We start from the raw sequence: 26,911 nt of genomic DNA on the forward strand, positions 1-26,911 counted from the left end.
CGGAGGCGGCACGCCGGACATTGCGCCCCCCCGTCCGGCGTGCCGCTCTCCCCCCATCCGCGCCACCCGCCCGGAACGTCGCTCAGGGAAAACCCATGCGCCGCCTGATCAACTATGCGCCCCGCCCGGGTGTCCGGATCATCCTCGCCATCCTGCCCTTCGTGGTGATGATCGCGGCCTATATGCTGGCTTCGAATGCGCGACTGGCGGTTGAGCCGGCCGACAAGCTGATGCCAAGCTTCGCCGCCTTCTGGGCGACCATCGTGCGCATGGCGACCACCATCGACGTCGCCACCAAGCAGTATCTGCTGTGGTGGGACACCTGGCTGAGCCTGTGGCGGCTCTTCGTCGGCCTCGGCATCTCGGCGCTGCTCGGGCTGGTGCTCGGCATCCTGGTCGGCTTCATTCCCTATCTTCGCTCCACCTTCGAGCCCTTCTTCGCCGCCTTCTCGCTGATCCCGCCGCTGGCGGTGCTGCCGATCCTGTTCATCCTGTTCGGCCTCGGCGAGGCCTCGAAGATCGTGCTCATCGTCTTCGGCATCGCGCCCTTCATCATCCGCGACGTGATGCTGCGGGTCTCCGCCATCCCCAACGAGCAGATCATCAAGGCGCAGACGCTCGGCGCCTCGACCTGGCAGATGATCACCGGCGTGGTGCTGCCGCAGGTCATGCCGCGCCTGATCGACTCGGTGCGGCTCTCGCTCGGCGCCGCCTGGCTCTTCGTCATCGCCGCCGAGGCGATCACCGCCGAGGGCGGCCTCGGCTACCGCATCTTCCTGGTGCGCCGCTATCTCGCGATGGACGTGATCCTGCCCTATGTCGCCTGGATCACCCTTCTCGCCTTCATCATGGATTACGCGCTGCGCCGCCTGGCGGCCGCCGCCTATCCCTGGGACCAGATCAAGGCGGCCTGAATGACCACGATCGTCTTCGAGAACATCTGGAAGGAATATGACGAGCGGGTCGTGCTGGAGCGCGTCAACCTCGCGCTCGACGATCACGAATTCCTCGTCATCATCGGCCCCTCCGGCGTCGGCAAGACCACCATGCTGCGCATGCTGCTCTCGCAGGAGCTGCCCACGCGCGGACGCATCCTGATCGACGGCGAGCCGATCGCCACCGAGCCCACCGTCGACCGCGGCGTCGTGTTCCAGCGCTACTCGGTGTTCCCGCACAGAACTGTGCTGGGCAATGTGATGATGGGTCCGCAATGGGCCGGCGCGCCGATCCTCGGGCGCTTCTTCGGCGCCCGCCGCCGCGCGCTGGAAGAGCAGGCCATGGCGCTGCTCACCCGCGTGGGCCTTGCCGAGCACGCGCAGAAATACCCCGCCCAGCTTTCCGGCGGCATGCAGCAGCGCCTGGCTTTGGCGCAGGCGCTGATCATGAAGCCGAAGGTGCTGCTGCTCGACGAGCCCTTCGGCGCGCTCGATCCCGGCACCCGCAAGTCGATGCACGAGCTGGTCGGCGAGCTGTGGGAGGAGAACCGCATGACCATCGTCATGGTCACGCACGATCTGCCCGAAGCCTTCCTGCTCGGCACCCGGGTCATCGCGGTCGACCGTCCGCGCAGGGACCCGCAGGCGCCAGAACGCTTCGGCGCCACCATCGTCTCCGACTTCGAAGCCAAGTGCCGCAGCATGCGGGATTCCCGCCTGTTCGAAGCCGAGCGCGAGAGGGCGCGCCTCGCCCTTCTCTCCGGCAACTCCGTACCCGCGGACGGCTCGCCCGTCCCGGCTCTTGTGAAGGACTGACTGACATGGCCGACAAGCGTTTCCATCTCGCCTGGTTCATGAACTTCACCCCCGACGAGTGGCGCGAACCCTTCGGACAGGGCGGCTATCCCTGGGACGGCCAGTTCTACATCGAGATGGCGCAGAGCCTTGAGCGCGCCTGCTTCGATCTCATCATGATCGAGGACAAGCTGATGGTGCCGGAAACCTACGGCGCCTCGCGCGACCTCTCGCTCAAGCACGCCATGATGGTGCCGAAGGCCGATCCCGCCCCGCTGGCGGTGGCGATGGGCATGGCGACGCGCCATCTGGGCGTCGTCGCCACCATGTCGACCATGGCCTACCCGCCCTTCATGCTGGCGCGCCTGTCCTCCACCATCGACAGCCTGACCAAGGGCCGCTTCGGCTGGAACGTCGTCACCTCGGCCGAAGACCTGATGGCCAAGAATTTCGGCATGGACAGGCTGCCTCCGCGCGAGGACCGCTACGCCATGGCCGACGAATACATGGAGGTGGTCGGCAAGCTGTTCGACAGCTGGGATCCGGACGCCGTGGTGCTCGACCGCGAGAACGGCATCTATGCCGATGGCTCCAAGGTCCACACGGTCGACCACAAGGGCCGCTTCTATCAGGTGCGCGGCCCGCTCAACACGGTGCCCTCGCCGCAGCGTCGCCCGGTCTACCTGCAGGCCGGCGCCTCGCCGCGCGGGCGCGACTTCGCCGCCCAGCACGCCGACGCCATCGTCTCGGTGGCGAACGGCGTCGAGGGGATGAAGGAGTTCCGCGCCGACATCCGCGCGCGCGCCGCCAAGATCGGCCGCAACCCGGACGACATCAAGGTGTTCTTCTGCATCACGCCGAGCCTCGGCGAAACCGAGGCGGAGGCCCGCCAGCGCTACGAGCACATCACCATGTCGGACAATTTCGTCACCGACGTGCTGATCTCGATCTCCGCCATCACCGAGATCGACTTCGCCCGGTTCGACGTCGACAAGCCGCTGCCCGAGAAGCTGGTGACGAACGGCGAATCCGGCACGCTCGACAAGTTCCAGCAATGGGGCTCCGGCAAGACGCTGCGCCAGCTCGCGGCCGATGGCGGCGGTGGCCTCGTCTCCTCGCTGGAGCTGATCGGCACCCCGGCGCAGGTGGCGCAGAAGATGGGCGACGCGATGGAGGAGGTCGGCGGCGACGGTTTCCTCATCACCACGCCGGTGCTGCGTGTCTCGCGCCGCTACATCACCGAGATCGTCGACGGGCTGGTGCCGGAGCTTCAGCGCCGCGGCCTCACCCGCACCGAGTACAAGCACCAGCTTCTGCGCGACAATCTGCGCGAATTCTGATCCGCGAAGGGACGCGGCCCCAGCGCCGCGCCCCTCAATTTTGCCGGCTCACGTTCCGGCACGAAGGAGAAGGGTATGGGTCAATGCTCGCCGGCCGACGGCGTGTCGGCTGCTCCCGGCCTTCCGGTCACGCGGCAGCAGTTCCGCGATGCCATGGCCCGCCTCGGCGCGGCCGTGAACATCGTCACCACCGACGGCCCGGCGGGGCGGCACGGCTTCACCGCCTCGGCGGTGTGTTCCGTCACCGATTCACCGCCGACCCTGCTGGTCTGCCTCAACAAGGGCTCGTCGGCGGCAAGCGCCGTGCACGCCAACGGCGTCGTCTGCGTCAACACGCTGGCCGCCGGCCATGAGGAACTGTCCAACCTGTTCGGCGGGCGCACCGCGCCGGAGGAGCGTTTCGCCCTTGGGCAATGGTGTTCCTCCGCCACCGGCGCGCCGATGCTGGCCGGGGCGGTGGTCGCCTTCGACTGCCGCATCGTGCGCACGGTCGAGGTCGGCACGCACGACGTGCTGTTCTGCGAGGTGGTCGGCCTCGCCGAGGGCGGCGCGCGCGAGGGGTTGATCTATTTCAGCCGCCGCTACCACACGGTCGCCGGCGCCCCCGAGGGCTGAACGCGGCCCCGCAGCCCGGCATCGCCCGGCCCGGACGCTTCAACATGCGGTGATCCCCCTAGGCGCTAGCACAGATGTGAGCGCCGGCCCGGCGTAGTAGGTGAATGGTGTGGAGGCGAGCCGGGGGGCCGCTGTGTCGAGGAACGCCATCATGGCCTACAGGAAGATCATCGCGCTTGCCGCGCTCGGGGCCGGCCTCGCCGTTCCCTTCGCCGCCATGGCGCAGAACCAGCCGCGCTCGCCCTTTCCGTGGGAGCAGCGGCAGAAGCTGCCCAGCCAGCCGAACAATTCCGCCGCCTCCAACGGCGACGCCGCCATTCGCTGGCAGTCGCTGATCAATTCCTACGCCCATCGCTGACCGACCCGCGCCGCGCGGCTCAAGGGGTCAGCTTCCGCGATAGGTCGAGTAGCTCCACGGCGTGACCGCCAGCGGCACGTGATAATGCCCTTCCGGCTCGGCGATGCCGAAACGGATCGGCACAGCGTCGAGAAAGGGCCGCTCGGGCAGGTCGAGCCCGCGCGCGGCGAAATAGGCGCCCATCTGGAACACCAGCTCATAGGTGCCGATCCGCAGTGGCGCGCCGGCTATCAGCGGCGCGTCGGTGCGCCCGTCCTCATTGGTCGTGGCCTGCCGCAGCAGCGCCCGGCCGGAGGCGCCCACCTCGTAGAGATCGATCCCCACCCCGGCGGCCGGCCCGCCCTTGTGGGTGTCGAGCACATGGGTCGACAGCCGCCCGACGACCTCCGGCGCACCCGGCCCGTCGACCCGCTCGACCAGACGCAGCCGGGTGATGTGGCCGATCTCGGCCAGCGCGGCGGCGAGTTCCTCCGCCCGTTCATGGGCCAGCCGCCGCTCGAAGGCGTCGAGAATGGCGTCGCGCGTCTGCCGCCGCACGCAGATCACGAAGGGAAAGCCGAACCGCTCGCGATAGGCGGTGTTCAGCGCCTCGAAGCGGCCGTACTCCTCCTCGGAGAGCCGGTCGAGGCCGAGGCCCGCCTGCTCGGACACCGACGCTGCCGTCATCGCGCCGGCCCGCGCGGCCTTGCCGGCGAGATCGGGATGGACGGCGACGAAGGTGGCCTGCTCGGCCTCGGTGCGCGCGCGCACCACGCCCATCATCGCCTCGTGCAGTGCCGCCACCGTCGCGAAGGGGCGGCGGGCATAGGCGCCTTCCGCCACCCAGGGCGTGTGCTCGAAAATGTCGCCCAGCGCGGCGATGAAGCCGGCCCGGTCGCGTCCGTTGAGATCGTCGAGGCTGATGCGGTCGGACACGGGCACCTCAGGAAGCCGCAGGGAGGAAGGGATCGCCCGCGCGGGCGCGGTCGTAGACGCGGGAGCCGGCGACATAGGTCGCGCGCACGGCGCGGTCGTCACCCAGCGTCATCAGCATGAACAGCAGTTCCTCGATCGAGGCGCAATAGCCGGCGCGGAAGGCCATCAGCGCCGTCGCCTGCGGGTCGAGCACGCAGATGTCGGCCTCATATCCCGGCGCCAGCCGGCCGAGCGTTCCCTCGAGCCCGAGCGCGCGGGCGCCGCCGAGTGTCGCGAGATAGAAGCCCTGCACGGCGTCGAGCTTGCGGCCGGTGAGCGCGGCGACCTTGTAGGCCTCGTTGAGCGACTGGAGCTGCGAGAGCGAGGTGCCCCCGCCCACATCCGTGCCGAGCCCGACCTTCACCGGCCGGCGCGGGTCCACCGCGTCGAACAGGCGGAACAGCCCGCTGCCGAGGAAGAGATTCGAGGTCGGGCAATGCGCCAGCGCCGCCCCGCCGGCGTGGCAGGTGCAGAAATCGCCCTCATGCATGTGCACGGCATGGCCGAACACCGAGCCCGGACCCACCAGCCCGGCATGGGCGTAGACGTCGAGATAGGAGGCGCGGGCGGGAAACAGCTCGCGCACCCATTCCACCTCGCCGGGATTCTCGCACAGATGGGTCTGCAGAAAGAGGCCGTCGCGGGTCTTCAGCAGCGCGCCGGCGGCGTCGAGTTGCGCCTCGGTGGAGGTCGGCGCGAAGCGCGGCGTCACGCAGTAGAGCTGGCGCCCGCGCCCATGCCAGCGCCCGATCAGCGCCAGGCTCTCGTCATAGCCACGTTGGGCGGTATCGAGCAGCGCCGCCGGGGCGTTGCGGTCCATCAGCACCTTGCCGGCGATCATGCGGGTGTTGAACCGCTCGGACTCGGCGAAGAACGCGTCCACCGAATGCGGATGCACGGTGCAGTAGACCACCGCCGTCGTGGTGCCCGCGCGCAGCAATTCGCGCAGAAACAGGCGCGCCACCCGCGCCGCATGGCCGGCATCGGCGAAGCTCATCTCGGCCGGGAAGGTGTAGGTGTCGAGCCATTCCAGCAATTGCGCGCCATAGGCGCCGATCATCTGCAATTGCGGGAAATGCACATGGGTGTCGATGAAGCCCGGCACGATCAGGTGGCCGGGATAGTGATACGTCTCGGCCCCCTCCGGCACGCTGTCCTTCAATTCGGCATAAGGGCCGAAGGCGCGGACGATGCCGCCCTCGATCACCACCAGCGCGTCCTCGTGAGTGGCGAGGCAGGCGCGCGAGGGCTGCTCGAACGGGTTGCCCACCAGCGTCGCCGCCGGCCCGCGCAGGACGATCGTTCCCCCCGCCGCGCTCATTGCCCCGTCTCCTTGCCGGCCTGATCGGGCAGCCGCGCATAGAGTTTGTCGGCCATGAAGGGCGTGGCGCGCAGGCGCACGCCGGTGGCGTCGAAGATCGCGTTGGCCAGCGCCGCCGCCACCGGGTTGTAGGGGCTCTCGCTCATCGATTTGGCGCCGAGCGGCCCCACGCTGTCATGCGTCGCGGCGAAGAACACCACGGTGCGCGGCACATCGGCGAAGGCGGGGATGTGGTAGCTGCGGAAGCTCGCATTGGCCACGGCGCCCGCCTCATCCATGATCAGCCGCTCATAGAGCGCGGCGCCGATCGCCTGCGCCACGCCGCCCTCGACCTGCCCCCGGCACTGCATGGGATTGATGACCGTGCCGGCGTCCGCCCCGTGCACCGAGCGCAGGATGCGGATCTCGCCATAGCGCCGGTGCACCGCCACCTCGAAGCCCTGCACGTTGAAGGCGACCGAACGCGGCGAGCCGTCGGCATCGCCCACCGCCTCCAGCGGCGCGAGGTCGGCCAGCGCGATTCGCCCGGCTCCCGCGACCACCGCCTCCGGCTCGATGCGGCATTGCTCCGGCACCCCGCCGAGCCGCGCGGCAGCGGCGCTGCGGATCGCCCCGGCCAGCGCCTCGGCGGCGCGGCGGGTCGCCTCGCCCGCCACCACCGTGCCGGTGGAGCCATAGGCGCCGGTGTCGTGCGCCACATGGGCGGTGTCGGACTGGTCTATGTCGATCTGGCTGGCGCGGGCGCCGAGCAGCGTCGCGGCGATCTGCGCATGCACCGTCGTGGTGCCGTTGCCGAACTCCGCCGTGCCGGTGCGCAGCGCGTAGCGCCCCTGCGGCGTGAGGCTCAGCCGGGTCTGCGCGACATGGCCGCGCGGAGGAATGGTGTCGATCATCGCCGCCGCCACGCCGCGCCCGATCATCCAGTCCTCCGACAGGTTCACCGGCGCCGGCCGCGCCAGCGCCGCCTCCACCGCGTCGAGGCACTGGTCGAGCCCGTAGCTGCCCATCTCGACGTCGTGTTCCTCCTCGGTGGTGGAGATCATCGCATCGCCCGGCACCACGACATTTAGCCGGCGAAATTCAAACGGATCGATGCCGAGCTTGTGCACCAGCTCGTCCATGGCGGATTCGACGGCAAAATTGGTCTGGCTCAGCCCGTAGCCGCGAAAGGCGCCGCTCGGCAGCGTGTGGGTGTAGACGGAATAGCCGTCCACCTTCTTGTTCGGGCAGCGATAGAGCGCGATGCACTCGCCCGAGCCGTGGAACAGCACGCCGCCGGCATGGTTGCCATAGGCGCCGGTGTTCAGCAGCATCCGCATGGAGATGGCGGTCAGCCGGCCCTCCCGCGTGGCGCCGATCTTCAGCGTCACCTTCATCGGATGGCGGCTGGTGGAGGCGCCGAACTGCTCGTTGCGGGTGAATTCCAGCTTCACCGGACGGCCGGTCTTCCTCACCGCCAGCGCCACGATGTCCTCGGTCAGCATTTCCTGCTTACCACCGAAGCCGCCGCCAACACGCTCGGCGACGACGCGCACGCCCTCGCGCGGCAGGTCGTAGAGCGCGGCCAGCGCGTCGCGGGTGAGGAACGGCGTCTGCGTCGACGAGCGGATGTTCAGCCGGCCCTCGGCGTCCGTCCAGCCGATGCAGCCATGCGTCTCCAGATGCGCGTGCTGCACACGCTGGCTCTCATAGGTCGCCTCGTGGATCACATCGGCCTGCGCGAACCCCGCCTCGACGTCGCCGACATGGCCGTGCAGTTCGGCGGCGAGGTTCCGCGCCGGATCGGCGATGCGCGATGCCGACCCCTTCTCGCCATGCACGAGCGGCGCTCCGGGCGCCATCGCCTGCTCGGGGTCGAACACCGCCGGTAGTATCTCGTAGTCGACCCGCAGCGCGTCGCAGCCCGCCTCGGCCGCCGCCTCGCTGGTGGCCACCACGGCGGCGACGCGCTGGCCGACATGGCGCAGCACCGGATCGAGCACGCGTGTGTCGTCGGCATCGTCGGTCGGGTGATGGTGGCGCGCGGTGGAGAACAGCCGGCGAGGCGCGTCCTCATGGGTCAGCACCGCGACCACGCCGGGCACCGCCCGCGCCGCCGTCGTGTCGATGGAGAGGATGCGGGCATGGGGATGCGGCGAGCGCAGCAGCTTCAGGTGCAGCAGGCCGGCGAGTTCGCCCTCCGGCGCCACGTCCATGGTGTAGCGGGCGCGGCCGGTGACGATGCCGGGGCCCGCCGGGGCCGGCAGGCTGCGCCCGGCCGCCGCGCCCGCCCGGTCCGGCTCGACGGCGGCGATGCCGTCAATGGCGTCGGCGATGGCCCGGTAGCCGGTGCAGCGGCACAGATTGCCCTTGAGGGCGACCGGCAGTTCCGCCTTCTGGCCCTGGTCGAGCACGGCGGCGGTCATCAGCATGCCGGCGGTGCAGAAGCCGCACTGGAACCCCTGCGCGGCAAGAAAGGCCTGCTGCATGGGATGCAGCCCCTCGCCGGCCACGGTCTCGGCCAGCCCCTCGATGGTGGTGACCGTCGCCCCCTCGGCGCGGAAGGCCGGGGTGAGGCAGCTATGCACCGCCCGCCCGTCCAGATGCACCGTGCAGGCGCCACAGTCGCCGGCGTCGCATCCCTTCTTCACGCCGAACCAGCCCAGTTCGCGCAGCAGCGTGCGCAGGCACTGGCCGGGGCGCGGCTCGATATCGTACAGCTGGCCGTTGACGGTCAGCTTCATCCGTCCGCCTCCGCAAGTTCCTCACGAATTTCCTCGGCAAGCACGGCGGTCATGTGGCGGCGCCAGTCCGGCGCCCCATGCACGTCGTCATAATAGAGGTCGACGGGAATCGCCGAGGCGATCCGCTCGGCCAGCGCCAGACGGCCGGGAAGGGCGGGAAAGTCGAGGCGGACCGGATGCCGCGTCGAGGCGGTGACGGTGAGGGCGAAGCCCGCCGCGTCCAGCGTGCCGATCAGCAGCACGCCCGAGCGCCCCAGCGGGGTCAGCGAGGCGCGGCGGAAGACGGCCCGGCGGGCCAGCGCCGCGGCCGGCAGTTCGATGGCCCGCAGCAATTCGCCCGGCTCCAGCGCCGTGTCGCGCGGGCCGCGCACGAAGTCGATCACCTTCACCCGCCGCTCGCCCCCCTCGGGCGTCCACACCACGCACACCCCGTCCAGCGCGGCGGCCAGCGAGATCATCGGCCCGGCGGGCAGGGCGAGGCAGATATTGCCGCCCACGGTCGCCATGCCCCAGATCTTGAAGGAGGCCAGGAAGGAGCGGCAGCACTCCGATATCAGCGCGGCCGCGCGCCAGCCCGGCGGCGGCTCGAAGCCGTAGAGCGTCACGATCGTGCAGGTGGCGGCGATGGTCAGGCCCTCCCCGTCGGCACGCAGCGGCGTCCAGCCGAGCCCGGAGAGATCGATCAGGCGGCGCAACGCCGGCTGCGGCTCGGAGAACAGCCAGGTGCCGCCGCCGAGCCAGGCGTCGCCGGCCTGCCGGGCCGGCAATTCCTCGCGCCCGCCCGGCCGCAGCACGGCGGTGACGGCATTCAGGTCCATGGGCAGCATCTCGCGGGGCCGGGTCGGGGCGGGTGGGTCGGCGAGCACGTCATCCGCGCGCGATCGTGCATTCGATCTGTCCGTGAGGCTCGTCGGTCGGGGTGAAGACCTGCCCGTCGAAGCCGCGCCCGAAGGGCGACAGGTCGATCGGCAGATAGTGCTTGTTCGGGCAGGCGACGGTGATCTCGGCGATCTGCGGCACCGCCGCCAGCACCGCCTCGCCCATCAGGTAGAGCGTGTTCTGGACACCGGGGCTGTAGGTGGTGGCGAACACTTTCAGCGCCTCTTCCAGCACCGCCGCATTCGCCGCCGCATAGGAGGCGGGCGCGCCCGACCACACCCAGGAGGCGTCCATCGCGGTCGCGAACAGCCGGTCGGCGGTCGGCTTCAGCGTCGTCGCCTCGTCGAACCAGTAATCCTCCCAGCCCGACTGCGTGGTCTTGAGGAAGGTGAAGCCGGAGATGCCGGAGGCGAGGCGCCGCCCCTCGCGCGTGGCGGAAAGGCTGACCACGGGCTTTCCGTTGCCGTCGAGCGCGAAGGAATGGTCGTGCCCGGCGCCCTCGATCGCGATCCGGCTCCACTTCATCTCGGTCGCGGTGACCTCCACGGCGTCGACATGGGCGTAGCGGTCGAGGAAATAGGTCGCCAGCAGGCCGGCAAAGTCCTCGTTCTCAGCCCCCACATTGTCGCGGGCGACGATGTTGACGATGTTCTTGATCGAGTCGGTGGCGATCACCTTCGTGTTGTCGCCCTCGGTATAGGCGGCCTCGAAATCGCCGGTCAGCATCACCTGCACGGAGAGTTCGCGCACCTCGTGGCGGGCGCTGTCGCGCTTCACCCGCATGATGCGCACGCGGCCCTTGCCATAGCTGTTGCGAATGAGCGGCATGACCACGTCTCCCTGTCACCGTCGGTACCATTGCCCGGCATGCGAAACCGATGCCAGCCGGCCGGTACGCCGTCGGCCACTGTGGCACGGGCGATAGCCGCTTCGGAAGCGCGATGCGGGCGGCTCAGCCCGGCGCCTCGCAGCGCCGGCGCAGGCGGGCGATTTCGCGGCGGAACACCTCCTCGTCGTCGCGCGCCTGGGCGAGCACGATGGCGCCCTGAATGCCGATCAGCACCTCCTCGGCGAGATCGGTCGTCGGGGCCGGGTGCCCGGCGCGGGCGAGCGCCCCGGCAAGCGCCATCTGCCAGCGCCAGAAATAGTCGTCGATCAGCACCGCGAACCGCCCGCGCGTGTGGCCGAGCGCGAAGGCACCGATCAGGCAGCTGCGCCGGCCGGAACGGAAATAGGCGTCGACATTGGCGAACATCGCGTCGACGCTCGCACGGGCGCCCTCGCGGTCCTCGCCGCCGCGCAGCGGCGCGTAGATCTCGCGCTCGAACCAGCCGTCGATATCGGCCAGCACCGCCGCCGCCATCTCCTCCTTACCGCCCGGGAAGAAATGATAGAGGCTGCCCTTTCCAAGCCCGGTGCGGGCGCCGATGAGGGCAAGGCTGGTGCCCTCATAGCCGTGCTCGCGAAACAGTTCCGCCAGCACGGGCACCACATCGGCGCGCTCGGCGACCTGTCGCGCCATCAGGGCGCCCGGAGCGGATAGGTCGTGCCGGTGAAGCGGTGGAACAGAGCGGCGATGACCACCAGCGCCACCGCGCCGACGCCGACCGGCATCAGCACGAAGCTCCAGCCCGGATCGGAGGCGAAGACCAGCAGCGGGTCGGCCCCCGCCGGGGGATGGGTGACGCGCAGCAGCGCCATCAGGGAAATCGCCACCCCGACCGCGATGGCCGCCGCCCACCAGGTGCCCGGCAGCACCATGTGCAGCGCCACGGCGACCGCCGTCGCCAGAAGGTGGCCGCCGACCACATTGGCCGGCTGCGACAGCGGGCTGTTCGGCACCGAGAACAGCAGCACGCTGCTGGCGCCGAAGGGGGCGATGAGCAGCGGGGCGCCCGCGTGAAAACTGATCGCGCCGGTGACGCCGATGGCGATCATGGCGCCGATGCCGGCGAGCAGCGCGGTATGCGGCTTGTGGGGAGGCTGGTGGCGATGAATATAATGGCGCATCTTTGTACCAATCGGTCGTGACTGTACCAATCAGTACACAACGGTTGCCGACCTGTCCAGCGTCGGAAGCGGGTGGCACGGCGCGGCGCGACGCGCGAAAGTTCCGGCGATTCGCCGCCGGATCGAAGCCCGAGACCGCCCATGACAGAGGCTCCCGTGACAGACGCGCCCCTCGCCGACACTCCCATGCCAGACGCTCCCCTGCCCCCTCGCAGCCCGTTCCGCCTCGACGGGCGGGTCGCCCTCGTCACCGGCGCCGGGCGCGGGCTGGGCTTCGAGATGGCGAAGGCACTGGCGCTGGCCGGCGCCACGGTGGCGATCAACGGGCGCAATCGCGAGCGGCTCGACGCCGCGGCGGCGGCAATCGCGCAGGCCGGCGGCCGCCCGGTCCGCGCCATGGCCTTCGACGTCGCCGACAGCGAGGCCGGGACGGCGGCCATCGCCGCCCTTGCCCGCGACGAGCGCCGGCTCGACATTCTGGTCAACAATGTCGGCGCCCGCGACCGCCGCCCGCTGCAGGACTTCACCGCCGAGGAGGCGGCCCGCCTGCTCGCCACCGATCTGGTGGCGCCGATGATGCTGGCGCGCGCGGCGGCCGGGCACATGGTAGCGCACCGGCACGGGCGGCTGATCACCGTCACCTCCATTGCCGGCCATGTCGCCAATCGCAACGACCCCGTCTACACCGCCGCCAAGGCCGGCCTGACCGGGCTGATGCGCGCCCTCGCGGTCGATTATGCGCGCGAGGGCATCACCAGCAACGCCATCGCCCCCGGCATGTTCGCCACCGAGACCAATGAGGGGCTGGTGCGGGACGCGCAGTTCTCCGCCTTCGTCGACATCCGCGTGCCGGTCGGGCGCTGGGGCCGCCCGCACGAGATCGGCGCGGCGGCCGTCTTCCTTGCCTCGGACGAGGCCTCCTTCGTCAACGGCCATGTGCTGACGGTGGATGGCGGGCAGACGGTGCGGATGTAGCGCGCCGCTCTCGACGCCCGCGCCGCGCCGCCCTAGAACCGGCGAATGTCTGGCGGGAGGAAAGCGATGAGCTTCAGCGAGGAAATGCGCGCGCGCAACGCGCAGGAGTGGGAGGCCGCCACCGGCCACCGCTTCGTCGAGGAGATCTTCGCCGGCGCGGTGCCGCCGGAGGTGATGCGCCGCTATCTGACGCAGGACTACCAGTTCATCGACGGCTTCGTCGCGCTCCTCGGCATGGCCATCGCCACCGCCGACCGATTCGAATCGCGCATCCGCTTCGCCCAGTTCGCGGCGATGATCACTTCGGACGAGAACACCTATTTCCAGCGCTCCTTCGACGCGCTCGGCGTGCCGCAGGCCGAGCGCGCGCACCCCGTGCTCACCGCGCCGACGATCGGCTTCCAGGCGCTGATGCGCGACGCCGCCGCCAGCCGCGACTATGCCGCCTGCCTCGCCGTGCTCACCGTCGCCGAATGGATCTATCTCTCCTGGGCCGACCGCCCGGGCGCGGCGCTGCCGCCGGACTTCGTGCACGCCGAATGGATCACGCTGCACAATAATGACGGCTTCCGCGCCTTCGTGACCTGGCTGCGCGGGGAACTCGACCGCGTCGGCGCCGCCGTCGATCCCGAAAGCCGCGCCACCGCCGCCGCCTTCTTCTCGCGCGCGGTGACGCTCGAGCGCGCCTTCTTCGATCACATCTACGCCTGAGTTGCGGAACCTTCCGCCGTGGTGGATTTTTTCCCGCCACGGGCAGGAAACGGCGCCGTTTCACAAGATTGTGTCGGCGCGACTCGTTATTTCTATTTCCGAACTATGCTTTCCCGTCGATCCCGCGCGCAACCGCGCCGGCGTCGGCATGGGTTTTTCCTCGCGGTTTTCCTTTGCGCCGGTGGCGCCGTCACAGCGCGCGCGCCGTATGCGAGCAATGCATCGGCTCCACTTCCCTCACGTGAGCGAAAGCGCCGTGTCGCAGGGGTGGAAGACATACCGTGCACCAGAAAAACGACAACAGAACACGTGCAGTTCCACGAAAATCAGTTACTCTCAACACGCACTGCTTGGGATTTCTTGTTGACCTTTTCCCCGCCGGTGATAAATCCCTCGAGGCTTTCAATGGAGAAATAAATGTCGGAACAGGACGCTTCGTCGGTCGACTATCTCGGCCTCACTGCTGATGTCGTCGCCGCCTTCGTGGGCAACAATTCGGTTCCCGCCACCGAGCTTCCCGATCTGATCGCCAAGGTTCACGGCGCGCTGCTTCGCCTTTCCACCCCGGCTCCCGCCGTGGTCGAGGAAGTGCTGAAGCCCGCCGTCCCGGTCAAGAAGTCGGTCACGCCGGAATTCATCATCTGCCTTGAGGACGGGCTGAAGTTCAAGTCGCTCAAGCGCCATCTGCGCACCAAGTACAACCTGACGCCCGAGGAATACCGGGCCAAGTGGGGCCTGCCCAACGATTACCCGATGGTCGCCCCGAGCTATGCCGAGGCGCGCTCCAACCTTGCCAAGAAGATGGGCCTCGGCCAGCAGCGCAAGAAGCCTGTGGCGCCGGTGCCGGCCAAGGGTCGCGGCCGCGCCAAGAAGGTGGTCTGAGACAGGCCGGGCGACCTGCGGCTCCCCGGCTGCGCCGGACGCCCGCCTGACGGATCTAAAGAAAAAGCCGCGCCGGCCTGTGCCGCGCGGCTTTTTTCATGATCGGCCGTGCCGGACGGCACGCCGCCAGATCGGGGCGGCGCCTAGCCCGCCGGCAGCGCGCCGCTCGACAGCCAGTGATCGAGAAAGGCGTCGAGCCAGAGCCGGATGCGGCGGTCATGCTGGAGCCGGCCGTAGAAATGCGCCGGCCGCGGACGTGCGCCGGGCTGGCCAAGCCGGTCGCCGGCCCGCGCGGTCCAGCGATACATCATGCGGAACGTCACTTCCGGGTGGAACTGGATGCCATAGGCGGCCGGCCCGTAGCGGAAGGCCTGGTTCGGGAAGGTCGGCCCCTCGGCCAGCAGGTCGGCGCCGGCGGCAAGCTCGAAGCCCTCGCGGTGCCAGTGATAGACATGGCCCGGCCAGGCGGGGCCGGGCGTGCCGGCCTCGGCCGCCAGCAGCGCCGAGCCGGCGGCGGTCGCCCGCACCGGGTAATAGCCGATCTCCACCAGCCCCTCGGGATGCGGGGCCACGCGCGCGCCGAGATGGCGCGCCAGCATCTGGGCGCCGAGGCAGATGCCGAGATAGGGCTTGCGCTCGCTCAGCGGCACGCCGATCCACTCGATCTCGGCGCGCACATAGTCATGGCAGTCATTGGCGCTCTGCGGCCCGCCGAAGACGATGGCGCCGGCATGGCCGGCCAGGGTCGCGGGCAGCGCGTCCCCCATGCAGGGGCGCCTTATGTCCAGCCCATAGCCGCGCTCGACCAGCAGCCGGCCGATCCGGCCGGGGGAGGAATGCTCCTGGTGGAGCACGATCAGCACGGGAAGCGATGCAGCAGCGGAAGCCATTTCGGAGCGGGACAGGTGCCGGGAAGGAGGAAAAAGCGACTCAGCGATCAGGTTGACGGCAAGCAAGGATGACGCCACGTCCGCGCCGATACCGCAAGAAGGCCGCATCGCGTCGCGCCGTCCGCCGCAGCGGCCTAGCAGCGGGCCCTCAGTCTTCGGCGTCGTCGCGCACCCGCTTGCGGATCTGCACCCGCTCGCGCGAGCTGACATTGAGCAGCTCAGCCGCGCGCCAGACCAGATTGTCCTCGAATTCGGTCAGGCCGCCATCGGCATAGGCGACCTCGAACATCATTTCGACGACGCGCTTGCGGCCGTCCTCGTCCATGGCGCGGTTCAGCACGCTGGTGAAGGCGTAGAGGTCGACCGCCTCGGCGTCGCGGGCGATCGCCGCCTGCAGCAGCCGCTCGGATTCGGCGTCGGTCAGGCTGAACTGCGCGCCCAGGATCGCCCGCAGCCTGCCCATCTCGTCGGCACCGATCACCCCGTCAATGGTCACGACATGCACCAGCAGCGCCGCGGCGGCCAGCCGGTAGTCGTTCTCGGCGAAGGCGACGGTATCGCGTCCGCCGCCAGCGATCTCGGCGATGAAATCGGTCAACGAGCGCAGCATGCCGACGGGCTCCCCTGCGGCGTGGCGGAACGGCTGAATGTGAATAGGGGCCCGGCGTCCGGCCCTGGATCGTGCGTAACGTAATCGCCCGGGGCGCGCAACGGCCGACCTCTCGCGCGCGATACAGCGCGACGGCGCGGTGCAGCGGCGCCACACCCACGTGCGTGGCGGGGCGACGGGCGCCGGGCGGCCCGTCCGGGTCCGGCCCGGCGCCAAAAAAGAACCCGACGGGGTCGAGGAACCCGCCGGGAAGAGGTTGGGGACAGTGTCGGTGCGCGCCGGACGGGCCTGTGGCCCGCCGGCCGCCCCTCACTCCAGATAGTCGGCGTAGCGCGACACGTGGTCGGCAAGGCCCAGCGCATGGTTGCGCACCAGCGCCTCGGCGGCGGCAGTGTCGCGCGCCTCCAGCGCCTGGATGATGGCGAGATGGTCCTGGATCGAGCGGTCCGCCCGGTCCTCCTCGCCGATCGTCTTGCGGCGGATCATGCGCATGTGGGTGAACAGGTTCTCCGCCAGATTGACGAGGATTCCGTTGCCGCCCATCGCGATGATGGTCTGGTGGAACTGGATGTTGATCTCGGAATATTCGTCGAGCTTGGCATGCGGCGCGCCGTCGTCGAAGGAGGCGAACATCCGGCGAAGGCGGCCGATCTCGTCATCGCTGGCGTGCAGCGTGATCAGGCGTGCGGCGAGGCTCTCCAGCGCCGCCCATACCTGGATCATCTCGATGACTTCGCGCTTGGTCTTGCGCACCACATAGATGCCGCGGCGCGGCACCGAATGGACGAAGCCTTCGCGCTCCAGCTGCGCCATCGCCTCGCGCACCGGCGTGCGACTGACGCCGAGGCTCTGGGCGAGCTGGCGTTCGTCGAGCCGGACTTCGTTGCTCTGGTCGTAGATGTTGAGCGAGACGATGACCTCCTTCAGCGCGGCATAGGCGCGATTCTTGAAGGTGGAGGTGTCCTCGAGCGGAGCGACGGAGAGCTTCGCGGCTCCCCCGTTCACGCGGCGGATGGTGCTCTCGACGCTCATCATGATGCTTCCGTCCCGCGCCCGGCTGCGGGCACCGGCCCGCGGCATCGGGAATGAAGCCTGTTATCGGCGTAAGTCATTGGCGTTGCCTCCCGTCCCCCGAAACACCGGCTCGCGAACCGCACGTCTGCCACCTTCTCTGGCGTGGCTCGTCCGGCGGTTCCCCGCGGCCGCTGATTGCCCGATCTCCCTCTCCGGGGACGAGGGATTCGGCGGAAGGGCGATTGGCCCCGCCCTTCGCCTGGGCGCCGGAGAGGAGTGACGGACCGTCATCCCCCTCATGGCAGAGCCCGCCGCGCGACCGGCGCGCGGCGGGCGTTCGTCTTTCTGCCTCAGGCCGGCTGGGCGGAGTTACCGCGCAGCTTGCCGAAGAGCAGGCCGATCAGCGGCCAGATGCCGGCGACGACGCCGAGGCCCATGATCGAGGACACGAGACCGTTCGACCAGAACACCGAGATGGCGCCGCCCGAGGAGAGCAGGGCCTGGCGGAAGGCTTCCTCGGCACTGTCGCCGAGAACGATCGCCAGAACCAGCGGCGCGAGCGGGTAGTTCGTCTTCTTCAGCAGATAGCCGAGGACGCCGAACACCATCATCATGATCACGTCGAACACGTTGTTGTTCACCGTGTAGGCACCGATCGCGCAGATCACCAGGATCACCGGAGCGATGATCGAGAAGGGGATACGCAGGATCGAGGCGAACAGCGGCACCGTGGTCAGCACGAGGATGAGGCCGACGATGTTGCCGAGATACATGGAGGCGATGAGGCCCCACACGAATTCGGCCTGCTCGACGAACAGCATCGGACCGGGCTGCAGACCCCAGATCAGCAGGCCGCCGAGCAGAACCGCGGCGGTCGGCGAACCGGGGACACCCAGCGCCAGCATCGGCAGCATGGCGGCCGTACCGGCAGCGTGAGCGGCGGTCTCGGGGGCGACGACGCCCTCGATCTCGCCATTGCCGAAGTTCTTGCCGTTCTTCGACATGCGCTTGGCGATGCCATAGGCCATGAAGGAGGCCGGCGTCGCACCGGCGGGCGTGATGCCCATCCAGCAGCCGATGATGCAGGAGCGCAGGGACGTCACCCAGTACTTGGGCAGCGTCTTCCAGGTTTTCCACACCACCTTCGGGTCGATCTTCGCCGCCTTGCCGCGGAACTCCAGGCCTTCTTCCATCGTGAGCAGGATCTCGCCGATGCCGAAGAGACCGATGACCGCGATGAGGAAGTCGAAGCCGTTGAGCAGTTCGGTGATGCCGAAGGTCAGGCGCAGCTGGCCGGTCACCATGTCGAGGCCGACCGCGGCGAGCGCGAAGCCGATCATCATGGAGACGATGGTCTTGGCCGGCGGCTCCTTGCTCATGCCCACGAAGGAGGCAAAGGCGAGGAAGTACACCGCGAATTTCTCGGCCGGGCCGAACTGGAGCGCGAACTGTGCCACCAGCGGCGCGATCAGCGTGATCATGACGATCGCGAAGAAGGCACCGACGAAGGACGAGGTGAACGCCGCCGTCAGGGCTTCGCCCGCGCGTCCCGACCGCGCCATGGGATGACCGTCGAAGGTCGTGGCCACCGACCACGGCTCACCCGGAATGTTGAACAGCACCGAGGTGATGGCGCCGCCGAACAGGGCGCCCCAGTAGATGCAGGTCAACAGGATGATCGCCGAGGTCGGCGACATCGAGAAGGTGAGCGGCAGCAGGATGGCGACGCCGTTGGCGCCGCCGAGGCCCGGCAGCACGCCGATGATGACACCGAGCAGAATGCCGATGGCCATCAGCAGGATGTTGAACGGGTCGGAGGCGATGCCGAACCCGTGGTAGAGAAAGGTGAAATTCTCAGCAATCATATTCATGGGCGCTTATCCCCTTGGGAGGCCTTCTTGTCTGTGCCTGATCAGAGTCCGAGCATGGCCTCGATCGGCCCCTTCGGGAGCGGAATCAGGAACCAGCGCTCAAGCGTGATGTAGAAGAAGGCCGGTACGCCGAGGGCGACGGCCAGCGACAGCGGCCAGCCGTAATGGCCCAGCCAGATCATGAAGATGAGGATGAGCGCAACGGAAGGAAGATAGATGCCGAGGAAGGGGACCAGCGCCACATAGATGCAGGCCGGAATCAGAACCTTCAGCACCTGGCGAAGCTGGCCGTACTCGGCGAAGAGCGGCTCCGGATCCTCGCGCGCGCCCTGCACCAGATTGATGATGCTGCAGACGCAGATGATGAGGCCGACATAGAAGGGGAAGAAGCCAGCCTGCGGGCCGTCCGAGCCCCACCCGAAGCCGACGATAATGCTGCCGTAGAGGACGATGAGGCCGAATACCAGGGTCAGCAGCGCCGTACCGACCTCGATGGTACGTTGCTTCGGTCCCGTCTCGGCTCCGTGGTGAGACTGTTCCATCAGATGTCTCCGAAAATCCGCGCAAAAACCGGGCCGGCGGGACAAGAACCCGTCGACGGCACATTGGCGCCAGCCCGCTGGTTGTTTGTTGTTCGTTATGTCTCGCCCGGAGGGCGGCCCGGCGGGGAGCGTCTCCGCTCACCGCCTTGCGCCACGCGTACCGCGATCCGGTCGAGGATCGCGCGGCCGGCCACAGGGCCGGCCGTGCTCGGGGCTACGCCATCAAAGGCGCATCAGTTGCCGGCAATGAAGCCGGCTTCCTGCATCAGGCCCTTGTGGATCGTCTCGGACTGCTCGACCCACGCCTTGAACTCGTCGCCGGCCATGAAGGTCTGGTTGAAGGCACCATCCTTCATGAGCTGCTTCCACTCGGCGGTCTCGCGGACCTTCTTGAACAGGTTGACGAAGTAGTCGACCTGCTCCTGGCTCACGCCCGGGGGCATGAAGATGCCACGCAGCATGAGGTATTCGACGTCGAGGCCAGCCGACTTGCAGGTCGGAACCGAGGACCAGGACAGATCGCCGAGGATCTTGTCGGTGTAGGGCAGCGGCTTGGAGTCGAACACGCAGAGCGGACGCAGCTTGTCGCCGCGCCACTGGGAGACGGCCTCGATCGGGTTGTTGACCGACGAGTTGATGTGACCGCCGACCAGCTGCACCGCAACCTCGCCGCCGCCCTTGTACGGGATGTAGGTCAGCTTCTTGCCGAGCGCCTTCTGGATGGCGACGGTGATGATCTGGTCTTCCTGCTTGGAGCCAGTGCCGCCCATCTTGAAGGTGTTGTCCGGAGCCGCCTTGATCGCGGCTTCATATTCCTGAGCCGTCTTGTAGGGCTCCTGCGCGTTCACCCACAGGACGAATTCGTCGAGGGCGAGCATCGCGACCGGGGTCAGATCCTTCCAGTTGAAGGGAATGCCGGTCGCCAGCGGGGTGGTGAACAGGTTGGAGAGCGTGATGACGATCTTGTGCGGATTGCCCTTGGCGCTCTTCACGTCGAGGAAGCCCTCGCCGCCGGCGCCGCCGGACTTGTTGATGACGACGAGCTGGGTCGACATCAGGTCGTGCTTGGCAATGATGCCCTGAAGCGTGCGGGCCATCTGGTCGGCGCCACCGCCGGTACCGGCGGGCACGATGAACTCCACCGGCTTGGTGGGCTCCCACGCCGCCGCGGCGGGCAGCATGGACAGCGCGGACATGCCAAGAGCGGTCACGGCACCGAGGCCGAGAGCATGCAGATGTTTCATTTGGCGTTTCCTTCCCAAAGGGTTTGGCGAACGGCCGACTTTTGGCTGTCGGCTCTTTGGTTGGGCCGTGCTTGCCGCCCGGAGGGGCGATGCGCGACCTCGATAACCGGCGACTTTGTTGTGTCTCTCCGCCGGATATTCTGTGGAATAACTTGTACCAAGATGAACCTGATTCCAAGAGATAATTCTAAAGTTCAATGTTGCGGCGCAATGTAAACTGGTATTACGTATTTATATTATTATGTATTTGGCATACCATTCTTGGTATACCTAATAATCCATAATGTGCGGGCGAATACCTTATTACGCAAACCGTTGATGAGAAAGCCTTTTCGTTCAAGCCTCCATGCGGGTTCCGCCCTCTCGTCGGCGGACTGACCCAGCGTTCCTGCGGGCTGCGCCGAGGAGACCGCCGTCGCCGACGGTCCTCGGGCGAATACTTGGCGGGGCCGCAATTGCCCGATTTTACCCCGACACTCTCCACTTTCTCGCCATATTGCTGCATTGCAGCACATTTTCAGAAGCGGTCCGGTGCCCCGAATGCGGCCGGGCGGAGGCGGGCGGGGGGTTCATCATCGCGCCGTCGCAGACACCTCCCACAGTGCCGTGTTCGGGCATTGCCCGGTGATATCGCGGCGCGGAATCGTTTTTGCTAGGACAACGGGCGAACGGGCGTCGCGTCCGCAATCCAGCCCCATGTGGGCCGATAGAGTAGGCAGGGCGCACCGGCAGCGGGCGCATCTGCCCCGAGTCGAGGAGACACTGCTTAATGACAAGTCGCGTGATCCCGGTGGCTCCCTTCACCCTCACGGTCTTCGGCGCAACGGGCGACCTGTCCCGGCGCAAGCTGATTCCCGCCCTCTTCCATCGCGACCTGGACGGCCAGATCCCGGACGACGCCTCGATCATCGGCGTCTCGCGCCGGCACCTGAGCGACGACGAGTTCCGCGGCTTCGCCCATCAGGCGCTCAACGACCACATCCCCGCTTCCGAGCTTCAGGGGCCCGAGGTGCAGCGCTTCCTCTCGCGCCTCACCTATGTCACCGCAGATGCCGATGGCGATCCCGGCTGGGCCGAGCTTGCCGCGCGCGTCGAGAGCCAGCCTGAGCACATCCCCGTCTACTATCTCGCCACCGCGCCGCATCTGTTCGGCCCGATCTGCGAGCGGCTCGGCAAGTTCGGCCTGGCGGCGAAGGGGCGCGTCGTCATCGAGAAGCCGATCGGCAAGGACCTCAAATCGGCCCTCGCGCTGAACGAGCAGGTCGGCCGCATCTTCCCGGAAGACCGGGTCTACCGCATCGACCATTATCTCGGGAAGGAGACGGTGCAGAACCTGATGGCGCTGCGCTTCGCCAACGCCCTGTTCGAGCCGCTGTGGAACAACGCCCATATCGACCACGTGCAGATCACCGTGGCCGAGGCGCTCGGCGTCGAGGAGCGCGCGGGCTATTACGACACCGCCGGCGCCATGCGCGACATGGTGCAGAACCACATCCTCCAGCTTCTCTGCCTCGTCGCCATGGAGCCGCCCTCCTCGCTCGACGCCGATTCGGTGCGCGACGAGAAGCTCAAGGTTCTGCGCGCCCTCAAGCCTGTCGACGACCACAACGTTGCCGCTCTCACCGTGCGCGGCCAGTACCGCGCCGGCGCCTCGGCCGGCGGCGCGGTGCCCGGCTATCTGGAGGAACTCGGCTCGGCCACCAGCAGCACCGAAACCTTCGTCGCCGTGAAGGCGGAGGTGGAGAACTGGCGCTGGGCCGGCGTGCCCTTCTATCTGCGCACCGGCAAGCGCCTCGCCTCGCGCGTCTCGGAGATCGTGGTCGGCTTCAAGCCGGTGCCGCATTCGGTGTTCGATGCCAATGCCGGCCCCATCGAATCGAACCGGCTCGTCATCCGCCTTCAGCCGGACGAGGGCGTGAAGCTTTGGCTGATGATCAAGGACCCCGGCCCGGGCGGCATTCGCCTCACCCATGTGCCGCTCGACATGAGCTTCGCCAAGGCGTTCAAGGTCCGCAACCCGGACGCCTATGAGCGCCTCATCCTCGATGTGGTGCGCGGCAACCAGACCCTGTTCATGCGCCGCGACGAGGTCGAGGCGGCGTGGCGCTGGGTCGACCCGATCCTCGCCGCCTGGCGCGGCGCCAAGGAGCCGCCGCGTCCCTACACCGCCGGCACCTGGGGTCCCTCGGCATCCATCGCCCTCATCGAGCGCGACGGCCGCACGTGGCTGGAAGACGGCGCCTGACCGGCGCCTATGGTTGGAAGACGGCGCCGGTCGCGGGAGGGAGCCCGCGATCACAAGCCGGCGCGGTCCTCGCGAAGGGATCGCGGCGGCCGAGGCCATGGTCCTATACTCGGCAGCGGCCGGCAGGGGAGTGCCGGCCGCAGGCAAGCCGTCCCGACAACGGGCCGGCATCAGCGAGTGGAGAGGAAAGCGTGAGCGTGCCGGGATTTCACGAATTCAGCGACGGGACCGCTCTGGCCCGGGCGCTGGCGGATCATGTCGGCGCCGCGCTGACGGCCCGCGTCGCGCGCGACGGCATGGCGAGCCTTGCCGTCTCCGGCGGGCGCACGCCCACCCGCTTCTTCGAGGAGCTTTCCACCCGCGACCTGCCCTGGAACAAGATCGCGGTGACGCTGGTCGACGAGCGCTGGGTGCGCGAGACCTCGGACCGCTCCAATGCGCGCCTCGTGCGCCAGCATCTGCTGATCAACCGGGCGGCCGGCGCGAAATTCGTGCCGCTGGCCAATGACGCGCCGACCCCCGAGGACGGGCTGTTCGCCGTCAACGAGGCGCTGGAAGACCTGTCCTGGCCGCTCGCGGTGGCCATCCTCGGCATGGGCGACGACGGCCACACCGCCTCCTTTTTCCCCGATGGCGACCATCTGGAAGAGGCGATCGACCCGGACGCCGCGCTCGGCCTGATCCCGATGCGCGCGCCCAATGCCGGCGAGCCGCGCATCACCCTGACCCTGCCGGTGCTGCTGGCCGCCGACGCGCTGGCGCTCCACATCGAGGGCGAGGCCAAGCGCCCGGTGCTGGAGCAGGCGCTCGGCGAGGGTCCGGCCACCGACATGCCGATCCGCGCCGTGCTGCGGGCGCCGCGCCCGCTCGACATTTTCTGGGCGCCCTGACGGGCCCCGCCTTTCCGGCGCCGGGCTTCCGGCGCCGCCACCAATGAGCGGCCGGAATCGCCGGCCGCTGACGACCTGAGGAGAGCCGCATGGCCGACGCCATCCCGTCCAGCGTGAACGCCCGCATCGGCGAGGTCACGGAGCGCATCGCGCGGCGCTCCCACGACACCCGCGCGCGCTATCTGGAGCGCATCGCCGCCGCCGCCGAGCGCGGCCCAGGCCGGGCGAAGCTCGGCTGCGCCAACCAGGCGCACGGCTTCGCCGCCTGCGGCCCCTCCGACAAGGCGATGCTGCGCGAGGGGCCGGGGGCGAATCTGGCCATCGTCACCGCCTATAACGACATGCTTTCCGCCCACCAGCCCTATGAAGGCTACCCGGAACTGATCCGCGCCGCCGCGCGCCGGGCCGGCGGCGTGGCGCAGGTCGCCGGCGGCGTGCCGGCCATGTGCGACGGCGTCACCCAGGGCGAGGCCGGCATGGAACTGTCGCTGTTCTCGCGCGACGTGATCGCGCTGGCCACCGCCGTCGCCCTCTCGCACCAGACCTTCGACGCGGCCGTCTTCCTGGGCATCTGCGACAAGATCGTGCCCGGCCTCGTCATCGGCGCGCTCTCCTTCGGCCATTTGCCGGCGGTGTTCATCCCCGCCGGGCCGATGACCTCGGGCCTGCCGAACGACGAGAAGGCGAAGATCCGCCAGCTCTTCGCCGAGGGAAAGGTCGGCCGCGACGCGCTGCTCGAAGCCGAAAGCCAGTCCTATCACGGGCCGGGCACCTGCACTTTCTACGGCACCGCCAACACCAACCAGATGATGATGGAGATCATGGGCCTGCATCTGCCCGGCGCCTCCTTCGTCAACCCCAACACGCCGCTACGCGAGGCTTTGACCACCGCCGCCGCCGAGCGCGCCATGTCCATGACTGCGCTCGGCAACGACTACGTGCCGGTCGGCCGCATGCTGGACGAGAAGGCGTTCGTGAACGGCGTGGTCGGCCTGCACGCCACCGGCGGCTCGACCAACCACACGCTGCACATCGTCGCCATGGCGGCGGCGGCGGGCATCAGGCTGACCTGGGACGACTTCTCCGACCTCGCCGACATCACCCCCCTGCTCTGCCGCGTCTATCCCAACGGCAAGGCCGATGTGAACCATTTCCACGCCGCCGGCGGCATGGGCTTCGTCATCCGCGAGCTCCTCGCCGACGGCAAGCTGCACCGCGATGTCGAGACCGTGTGGGGCAAGGGGCTCGACGCCTACACGCAGGAGCCGGTGCTGCGCGAGGATGGCGGGCTCGACTGGCGCGAGGGAACCGCTGCCAGCGGCGACGAGGCCGTGCTGCGCGGGGCGACCGCCCCGTTCCAGTCCACCGGCGGGCTCAAGCTGCTCGCCGGCCCGCTCGGCCGCGCCGTCATCAAGACCTCGGCCATCGCGCCGGAACGCCACATCATCGAGGCGCCGGCCCGCGTGTTCCACAGCCAGGAGGAGCTTCAGGCCGCCTTCAAGGCCGGCGACCTCAAAGGCGATTTCATCGCCGTGGTGCGCTTTCAGGGGCCGAAGGCCAACGGCATGCCGGAACTGCACAAGCTGATGCCGCCGCTCGGCGTGTTGCAGGATCGCGGCAACAAGGTCGCCCTCGTCACCGACGGGCGCCTGTCCGGCGCCTCCGGCAAGGTGCCGGCGGCGATCCACGTGACGCCCGAGGCGGCGGATGGCGGCGCCATCGCGCTGATCCGCAATGGCGACATGATCCGGCTCGACGCGGTGGCGGGCACGCTCGACGTGCTGGTCGACGCGGAAGCCTGGGCTGAGCGCGCGCCCGCGCCGGCCAATCTGGCGTCCTCCCATGTCGGGGTCGGGCGCGAACTGTTCGCCTCCTTCCGCGCCGCTGTCGGCACGGCGGACACGGGGGCGAGCATCTTCGCGGTCTGAAGGCCGTTTCCCGGACGAGCCGCACGCCGTGCGGCGATGATCCGGGATCCGCTCAGAACAGCGGGCCGATTTTGCCGAGCGGCAGCACGCCGAGCGCCACGCGCCCGTCGCGGAACACGAAGGGGAAGCTGCTCGCCTTCTGGCCGTCGACGGTCGTCGGCAGGCCCGCCACCAGCAGGGCGGGCGCGAGGCCGGCGATGAAGTCCGGCATCAGCCCGGCCGCCACCAGCGCCGCGAACAGCGGCTGCGCCTTGACCAGCGACAGGTTGAGCCGGCCGTCCGGACGGCGCAGCAGGTCGAGGCCGAGATCGCCGGAAGCGGTGAGCGCGCCGCCCCCGCCCGTGACCTTGGCGACCTGAAGATCCACCCGCCCGCCGGCCTGCTGCCACAGCGCCAGCCGCTGCGCCGCCGGCATGGCGCGGAACGGCGGCACGCCGGTCACCGTCGCCTCCACCTCGCCGTCGACAGTGCTCGGCGGCACGGCCGGTGCCGGCGTCGCCGGAATTGCCGCGGCCGATGCGGGTGTCACGGGGGGGACGGCAAGCATCATGCCCGTCGCGCCCTTGAAGCCGAAGGCGATGTCGAGCGTGCCCACGGCCTGGCCGGGATGATGGCGCACATGCAGTTCGGCGTGGCGGGCGGCGAACACCGTGGTGCCGCCCTCGGCCAGCGAGTAGTCGTTGGCCGAGATCGAGACCCGCTCGGCCCGCCCCTCATTGCCGACGCCGCTCACCTGCAGCAGCGACCAGTTCGCCCTCACCTCGCGGCCGGTCGCCGTTTCGACCAGCGTCGACGGGCCCTCGAACTCGGCGATGATGTGGTTGGGGTTCCAGACCTGCGCCACCGCATGGGCGCGCGCCATCTTCGCCGTCCAGCCGCCGGGGCCGGCAAAGGTCACGGTCGGGTCGGCGCAGACCAGTTCGAAGCGGAAGGGAAAGCCCCCCAGTTCCCGGCTGGCGCAGGCCCAGTTGCGCCCCTCGGTGGCCTCGCGCGCGATCCAGGCGTCGATCTCGGCGGACGCGCGGCCGGAGGCGTAGAACCACGCCGCCGACCAGCCGAGCCCGGCCAGCACGATCAGCACCGTCGGCACCGCGATCAGCCAGGGCCGACGCCGCGCAGGCGGGGCACCGGCGGCGGCCGGCGGGGTCTGGGGATCGTGAGGGCTCATGCGGTTACTCC

Annotated in this window: 25 protein-coding genes; 11 read left to right on the forward strand and 14 right to left on the reverse strand. The window is 68.9% G+C overall.

What is annotated here, in order from left to right; translation table 11 throughout:
* Positions 1 to 95: 95 nt before the first annotated feature.
* The 5 genes from GBB76_RS11015 (at position 96) to GBB76_RS11035 (ending at position 4,043) form a co-directional block, all read left to right on the forward strand.
* Positions 96 to 914, forward strand: a complete 819-nt coding sequence (locus GBB76_RS11015; RefSeq protein ID WP_152303344.1) for an ABC transporter permease — start codon at positions 96 to 98, stop codon at positions 912 to 914.
* Positions 915 to 1,751 carry an ABC transporter ATP-binding protein gene (locus tag GBB76_RS11020; RefSeq protein ID WP_152303345.1) on the forward strand — a complete coding sequence of 279 codons (837 nt, stop codon included), beginning with the start codon at positions 915 to 917 and terminating at the stop codon, positions 1,749 to 1,751. It abuts the gene before it with no gap.
* A 5-nt stretch (positions 1,752 to 1,756) separates the two neighbouring features.
* Positions 1,757 to 3,070 carry an NtaA/DmoA family FMN-dependent monooxygenase gene (locus GBB76_RS11025; protein ID WP_152303346.1) on the forward strand — a complete coding sequence of 438 codons (1,314 nt, stop codon included), beginning with the start codon at positions 1,757 to 1,759 and terminating at the stop codon, positions 3,068 to 3,070.
* 75 nt (positions 3,071 to 3,145) lie between these two features.
* Positions 3,146 to 3,685, forward strand: coding sequence for a flavin reductase (locus tag GBB76_RS11030; protein WP_152303347.1), 540 nt, complete (start codon positions 3,146 to 3,148; stop codon positions 3,683 to 3,685).
* A gap of 151 nt (positions 3,686 to 3,836) precedes the next feature.
* Positions 3,837 to 4,043: a hypothetical protein gene (locus GBB76_RS11035; RefSeq protein WP_152303348.1), complete on the forward strand. Its 207-nt coding sequence runs from the start codon at positions 3,837 to 3,839 to the stop codon at positions 4,041 to 4,043.
* 27 nt (positions 4,044 to 4,070) lie between these two features.
* On the opposite strand, the gene uraD is transcribed toward GBB76_RS11035, so the two are convergent.
* The 7 genes from uraD to GBB76_RS11070 all read right to left on the reverse strand — a co-directional run bounded on the left by uraD (position 4,071) and on the right by GBB76_RS11070 (position 11,930).
* Complete coding sequence (uraD, locus tag GBB76_RS11040) at positions 4,071 to 4,958, reverse strand: 2-oxo-4-hydroxy-4-carboxy-5-ureidoimidazoline decarboxylase (protein WP_371716937.1); 888 nt, start codon at positions 4,956 to 4,958, stop codon at positions 4,071 to 4,073.
* Positions 4,959 to 4,965: 7 nt separating this feature from the next.
* Positions 4,966 to 6,318, reverse strand: coding sequence for a guanine deaminase (guaD, locus tag GBB76_RS11045; RefSeq protein WP_202911080.1), 1,353 nt, complete (start codon positions 6,316 to 6,318; stop codon positions 4,966 to 4,968).
* Entirely contained in the window at positions 6,315 to 9,041 is a 2,727-nt protein-coding gene (locus GBB76_RS11050) for a molybdopterin cofactor-binding domain-containing protein (RefSeq protein ID WP_152303350.1), read from the reverse strand. The genes guaD and GBB76_RS11050 overlap by 4 nt, the downstream gene beginning before the upstream one ends.
* Positions 9,038 to 9,859 carry a xanthine dehydrogenase family protein subunit M gene (locus GBB76_RS11055; RefSeq protein ID WP_152303351.1) on the reverse strand — a complete coding sequence of 274 codons (822 nt, stop codon included), beginning with the start codon at positions 9,857 to 9,859 and terminating at the stop codon, positions 9,038 to 9,040. The genes GBB76_RS11050 and GBB76_RS11055 overlap by 4 nt, the downstream gene beginning before the upstream one ends.
* 49 nt (positions 9,860 to 9,908) lie before the next feature.
* Complete coding sequence (gene pucL / locus GBB76_RS11060) at positions 9,909 to 10,748, reverse strand: factor-independent urate hydroxylase (protein ID WP_152303352.1); 840 nt, start codon at positions 10,746 to 10,748, stop codon at positions 9,909 to 9,911.
* Between the two features lie 124 nt (positions 10,749 to 10,872).
* Positions 10,873 to 11,442: a TetR/AcrR family transcriptional regulator gene (locus GBB76_RS11065; protein ID WP_152303353.1), complete on the reverse strand. Its 570-nt coding sequence runs from the start codon at positions 11,440 to 11,442 to the stop codon at positions 10,873 to 10,875.
* Entirely contained in the window at positions 11,442 to 11,930 is a 489-nt protein-coding gene (locus tag GBB76_RS11070; protein WP_152303354.1) for an HPP family protein, read from the reverse strand. Before GBB76_RS11070 ends, GBB76_RS11065 begins: the two co-directional genes overlap by 1 nt.
* 186 nt (positions 11,931 to 12,116) lie before the next feature.
* Between GBB76_RS11070 and GBB76_RS11075 the strand changes: the two genes are divergently transcribed.
* The 3 genes from GBB76_RS11075 to GBB76_RS11085 all read left to right on the forward strand — a co-directional run bounded on the left by GBB76_RS11075 (position 12,117) and on the right by GBB76_RS11085 (position 14,498).
* Positions 12,117 to 12,905: an SDR family oxidoreductase gene (locus tag GBB76_RS11075; RefSeq protein ID WP_152303355.1), complete on the forward strand. Its 789-nt coding sequence runs from the start codon at positions 12,117 to 12,119 to the stop codon at positions 12,903 to 12,905.
* Positions 12,906 to 12,971: 66 nt separating this feature from the next.
* Positions 12,972 to 13,616, forward strand: coding sequence for a TenA family protein (locus GBB76_RS11080; protein ID WP_152303356.1), 645 nt, complete (start codon positions 12,972 to 12,974; stop codon positions 13,614 to 13,616).
* A 417-nt stretch (positions 13,617 to 14,033) separates the two neighbouring features.
* Positions 14,034 to 14,498 carry a MucR family transcriptional regulator gene (locus GBB76_RS11085; RefSeq protein ID WP_152303357.1) on the forward strand — a complete coding sequence of 155 codons (465 nt, stop codon included), beginning with the start codon at positions 14,034 to 14,036 and terminating at the stop codon, positions 14,496 to 14,498.
* A gap of 143 nt (positions 14,499 to 14,641) precedes the next feature.
* Here the strand turns inward: GBB76_RS11085 and GBB76_RS11090 are convergent, their stop codons facing one another.
* The 6 genes from GBB76_RS11090 to GBB76_RS11115 form a co-directional block, all read right to left on the reverse strand.
* Complete coding sequence (locus GBB76_RS11090; protein WP_152303358.1) at positions 14,642 to 15,388, reverse strand: glutamine amidotransferase; 747 nt, start codon at positions 15,386 to 15,388, stop codon at positions 14,642 to 14,644.
* Positions 15,389 to 15,536: 148 nt separating this feature from the next.
* Entirely contained in the window at positions 15,537 to 15,998 is a 462-nt protein-coding gene (locus tag GBB76_RS11095; protein WP_152303359.1) for a TerB family tellurite resistance protein, read from the reverse strand.
* Positions 15,999 to 16,307: 309 nt separating this feature from the next.
* Positions 16,308 to 17,033, reverse strand: a complete 726-nt coding sequence (locus tag GBB76_RS11100; protein WP_152303360.1) for a GntR family transcriptional regulator — start codon at positions 17,031 to 17,033, stop codon at positions 16,308 to 16,310.
* Positions 17,034 to 17,362: 329 nt separating this feature from the next.
* Positions 17,363 to 18,877 carry a tripartite tricarboxylate transporter permease gene (locus GBB76_RS11105; RefSeq protein WP_152304841.1) on the reverse strand — a complete coding sequence of 505 codons (1,515 nt, stop codon included), beginning with the start codon at positions 18,875 to 18,877 and terminating at the stop codon, positions 17,363 to 17,365.
* 47 nt (positions 18,878 to 18,924) lie between these two features.
* Positions 18,925 to 19,425 carry a tripartite tricarboxylate transporter TctB family protein gene (locus GBB76_RS11110; RefSeq protein WP_152303361.1) on the reverse strand — a complete coding sequence of 167 codons (501 nt, stop codon included), beginning with the start codon at positions 19,423 to 19,425 and terminating at the stop codon, positions 18,925 to 18,927.
* Between the two features lie 233 nt (positions 19,426 to 19,658).
* Entirely contained in the window at positions 19,659 to 20,669 is a 1,011-nt protein-coding gene (locus GBB76_RS11115) for a tripartite tricarboxylate transporter substrate binding protein (protein ID WP_152303362.1), read from the reverse strand.
* A 769-nt stretch (positions 20,670 to 21,438) separates the two neighbouring features.
* Between GBB76_RS11115 and zwf the strand changes: the two genes are divergently transcribed.
* The 3 genes from zwf (at position 21,439) to edd (ending at position 25,732) form a co-directional block, all read left to right on the forward strand.
* Positions 21,439 to 22,914 (forward strand): glucose-6-phosphate dehydrogenase, encoded by a 1,476-nt coding sequence (gene zwf, locus GBB76_RS11120; RefSeq protein ID WP_152303363.1) that lies wholly within the window; start codon positions 21,439 to 21,441, stop codon positions 22,912 to 22,914.
* Positions 22,915 to 23,111: 197 nt separating this feature from the next.
* Positions 23,112 to 23,804 (forward strand): 6-phosphogluconolactonase, encoded by a 693-nt coding sequence (gene pgl / locus GBB76_RS11125; RefSeq protein ID WP_152304842.1) that lies wholly within the window; start codon positions 23,112 to 23,114, stop codon positions 23,802 to 23,804.
* A gap of 89 nt (positions 23,805 to 23,893) precedes the next feature.
* Positions 23,894 to 25,732: a phosphogluconate dehydratase gene (gene edd, locus GBB76_RS11130; protein ID WP_152303364.1), complete on the forward strand. Its 1,839-nt coding sequence runs from the start codon at positions 23,894 to 23,896 to the stop codon at positions 25,730 to 25,732.
* Between the two features lie 52 nt (positions 25,733 to 25,784).
* Here the strand turns inward: edd and GBB76_RS11135 are convergent, their stop codons facing one another.
* Entirely contained in the window at positions 25,785 to 26,900 is a 1,116-nt protein-coding gene (locus GBB76_RS11135; protein ID WP_152303365.1) for a DUF2125 domain-containing protein, read from the reverse strand.
* Positions 26,901 to 26,911 lie beyond the last annotated feature (11 nt).

This window comes from Ancylobacter sp. TS-1 (assembly GCF_009223885.1).
GTDB lineage: Bacteria > Pseudomonadota > Alphaproteobacteria > Rhizobiales > Xanthobacteraceae > Ancylobacter.

What these genes read in the sequence shown, in the direction of transcription:
- GBB76_RS11035 (WP_152303348.1), top strand. Translation starts at nt 3,837, where the DNA reads ATGGCCTACAGGAAGATCATCGCGCTTGCCGCGCTCGGGGCCGGCCTC.
- GBB76_RS11080 (WP_152303356.1), top strand. Translation starts at nt 12,972, where the DNA reads ATGAGCTTCAGCGAGGAAATGCGCGCGCGCAACGCGCAGGAGTGGGAG.
- GBB76_RS11105 (WP_152304841.1), bottom strand. Translation starts at nt 18,877, where the DNA reads ATGATTGCTGAGAATTTCACCTTTCTCTACCACGGGTTCGGCATCGCC.
- GBB76_RS11070 (WP_152303354.1), bottom strand. Translation starts at nt 11,930, where the DNA reads ATGCGCCATTATATTCATCGCCACCAGCCTCCCCACAAGCCGCATACC.
- GBB76_RS11090 (WP_152303358.1), bottom strand. Translation starts at nt 15,388, where the DNA reads ATGGCTTCCGCTGCTGCATCGCTTCCCGTGCTGATCGTGCTCCACCAG.
- GBB76_RS11100 (WP_152303360.1), bottom strand. Translation starts at nt 17,033, where the DNA reads ATGATGAGCGTCGAGAGCACCATCCGCCGCGTGAACGGGGGAGCCGCG.
- GBB76_RS11075 (WP_152303355.1), top strand. Translation starts at nt 12,117, where the DNA reads ATGCCAGACGCTCCCCTGCCCCCTCGCAGCCCGTTCCGCCTCGACGGG.
- GBB76_RS11055 (WP_152303351.1), bottom strand. Translation starts at nt 9,859, where the DNA reads ATGGACCTGAATGCCGTCACCGCCGTGCTGCGGCCGGGCGGGCGCGAG.
- GBB76_RS11115 (WP_152303362.1), bottom strand. Translation starts at nt 20,669, where the DNA reads ATGAAACATCTGCATGCTCTCGGCCTCGGTGCCGTGACCGCTCTTGGC.
- guaD (WP_202911080.1), bottom strand. Translation starts at nt 6,318, where the DNA reads ATGAGCGCGGCGGGGGGAACGATCGTCCTGCGCGGGCCGGCGGCGACG.
- GBB76_RS11065 (WP_152303353.1), bottom strand. Translation starts at nt 11,442, where the DNA reads ATGGCGCGACAGGTCGCCGAGCGCGCCGATGTGGTGCCCGTGCTGGCG.
- GBB76_RS11135 (WP_152303365.1), bottom strand. Translation starts at nt 26,900, where the DNA reads ATGAGCCCTCACGATCCCCAGACCCCGCCGGCCGCCGCCGGTGCCCCG.
- pucL (WP_152303352.1), bottom strand. Translation starts at nt 10,748, where the DNA reads ATGCCGCTCATTCGCAACAGCTATGGCAAGGGCCGCGTGCGCATCATG.
- GBB76_RS11095 (WP_152303359.1), bottom strand. Translation starts at nt 15,998, where the DNA reads ATGCTGCGCTCGTTGACCGATTTCATCGCCGAGATCGCTGGCGGCGGA.
- GBB76_RS11015 (WP_152303344.1), top strand. Translation starts at nt 96, where the DNA reads ATGCGCCGCCTGATCAACTATGCGCCCCGCCCGGGTGTCCGGATCATC.
- zwf (WP_152303363.1), top strand. Translation starts at nt 21,439, where the DNA reads ATGACAAGTCGCGTGATCCCGGTGGCTCCCTTCACCCTCACGGTCTTC.
- GBB76_RS11025 (WP_152303346.1), top strand. Translation starts at nt 1,757, where the DNA reads ATGGCCGACAAGCGTTTCCATCTCGCCTGGTTCATGAACTTCACCCCC.
- GBB76_RS11020 (WP_152303345.1), top strand. Translation starts at nt 915, where the DNA reads ATGACCACGATCGTCTTCGAGAACATCTGGAAGGAATATGACGAGCGG.
- GBB76_RS11050 (WP_152303350.1), bottom strand. Translation starts at nt 9,041, where the DNA reads ATGAAGCTGACCGTCAACGGCCAGCTGTACGATATCGAGCCGCGCCCC.
- GBB76_RS11110 (WP_152303361.1), bottom strand. Translation starts at nt 19,425, where the DNA reads ATGGAACAGTCTCACCACGGAGCCGAGACGGGACCGAAGCAACGTACC.
- edd (WP_152303364.1), top strand. Translation starts at nt 23,894, where the DNA reads ATGGCCGACGCCATCCCGTCCAGCGTGAACGCCCGCATCGGCGAGGTC.
- GBB76_RS11030 (WP_152303347.1), top strand. Translation starts at nt 3,146, where the DNA reads ATGGGTCAATGCTCGCCGGCCGACGGCGTGTCGGCTGCTCCCGGCCTT.
- GBB76_RS11085 (WP_152303357.1), top strand. Translation starts at nt 14,034, where the DNA reads ATGTCGGAACAGGACGCTTCGTCGGTCGACTATCTCGGCCTCACTGCT.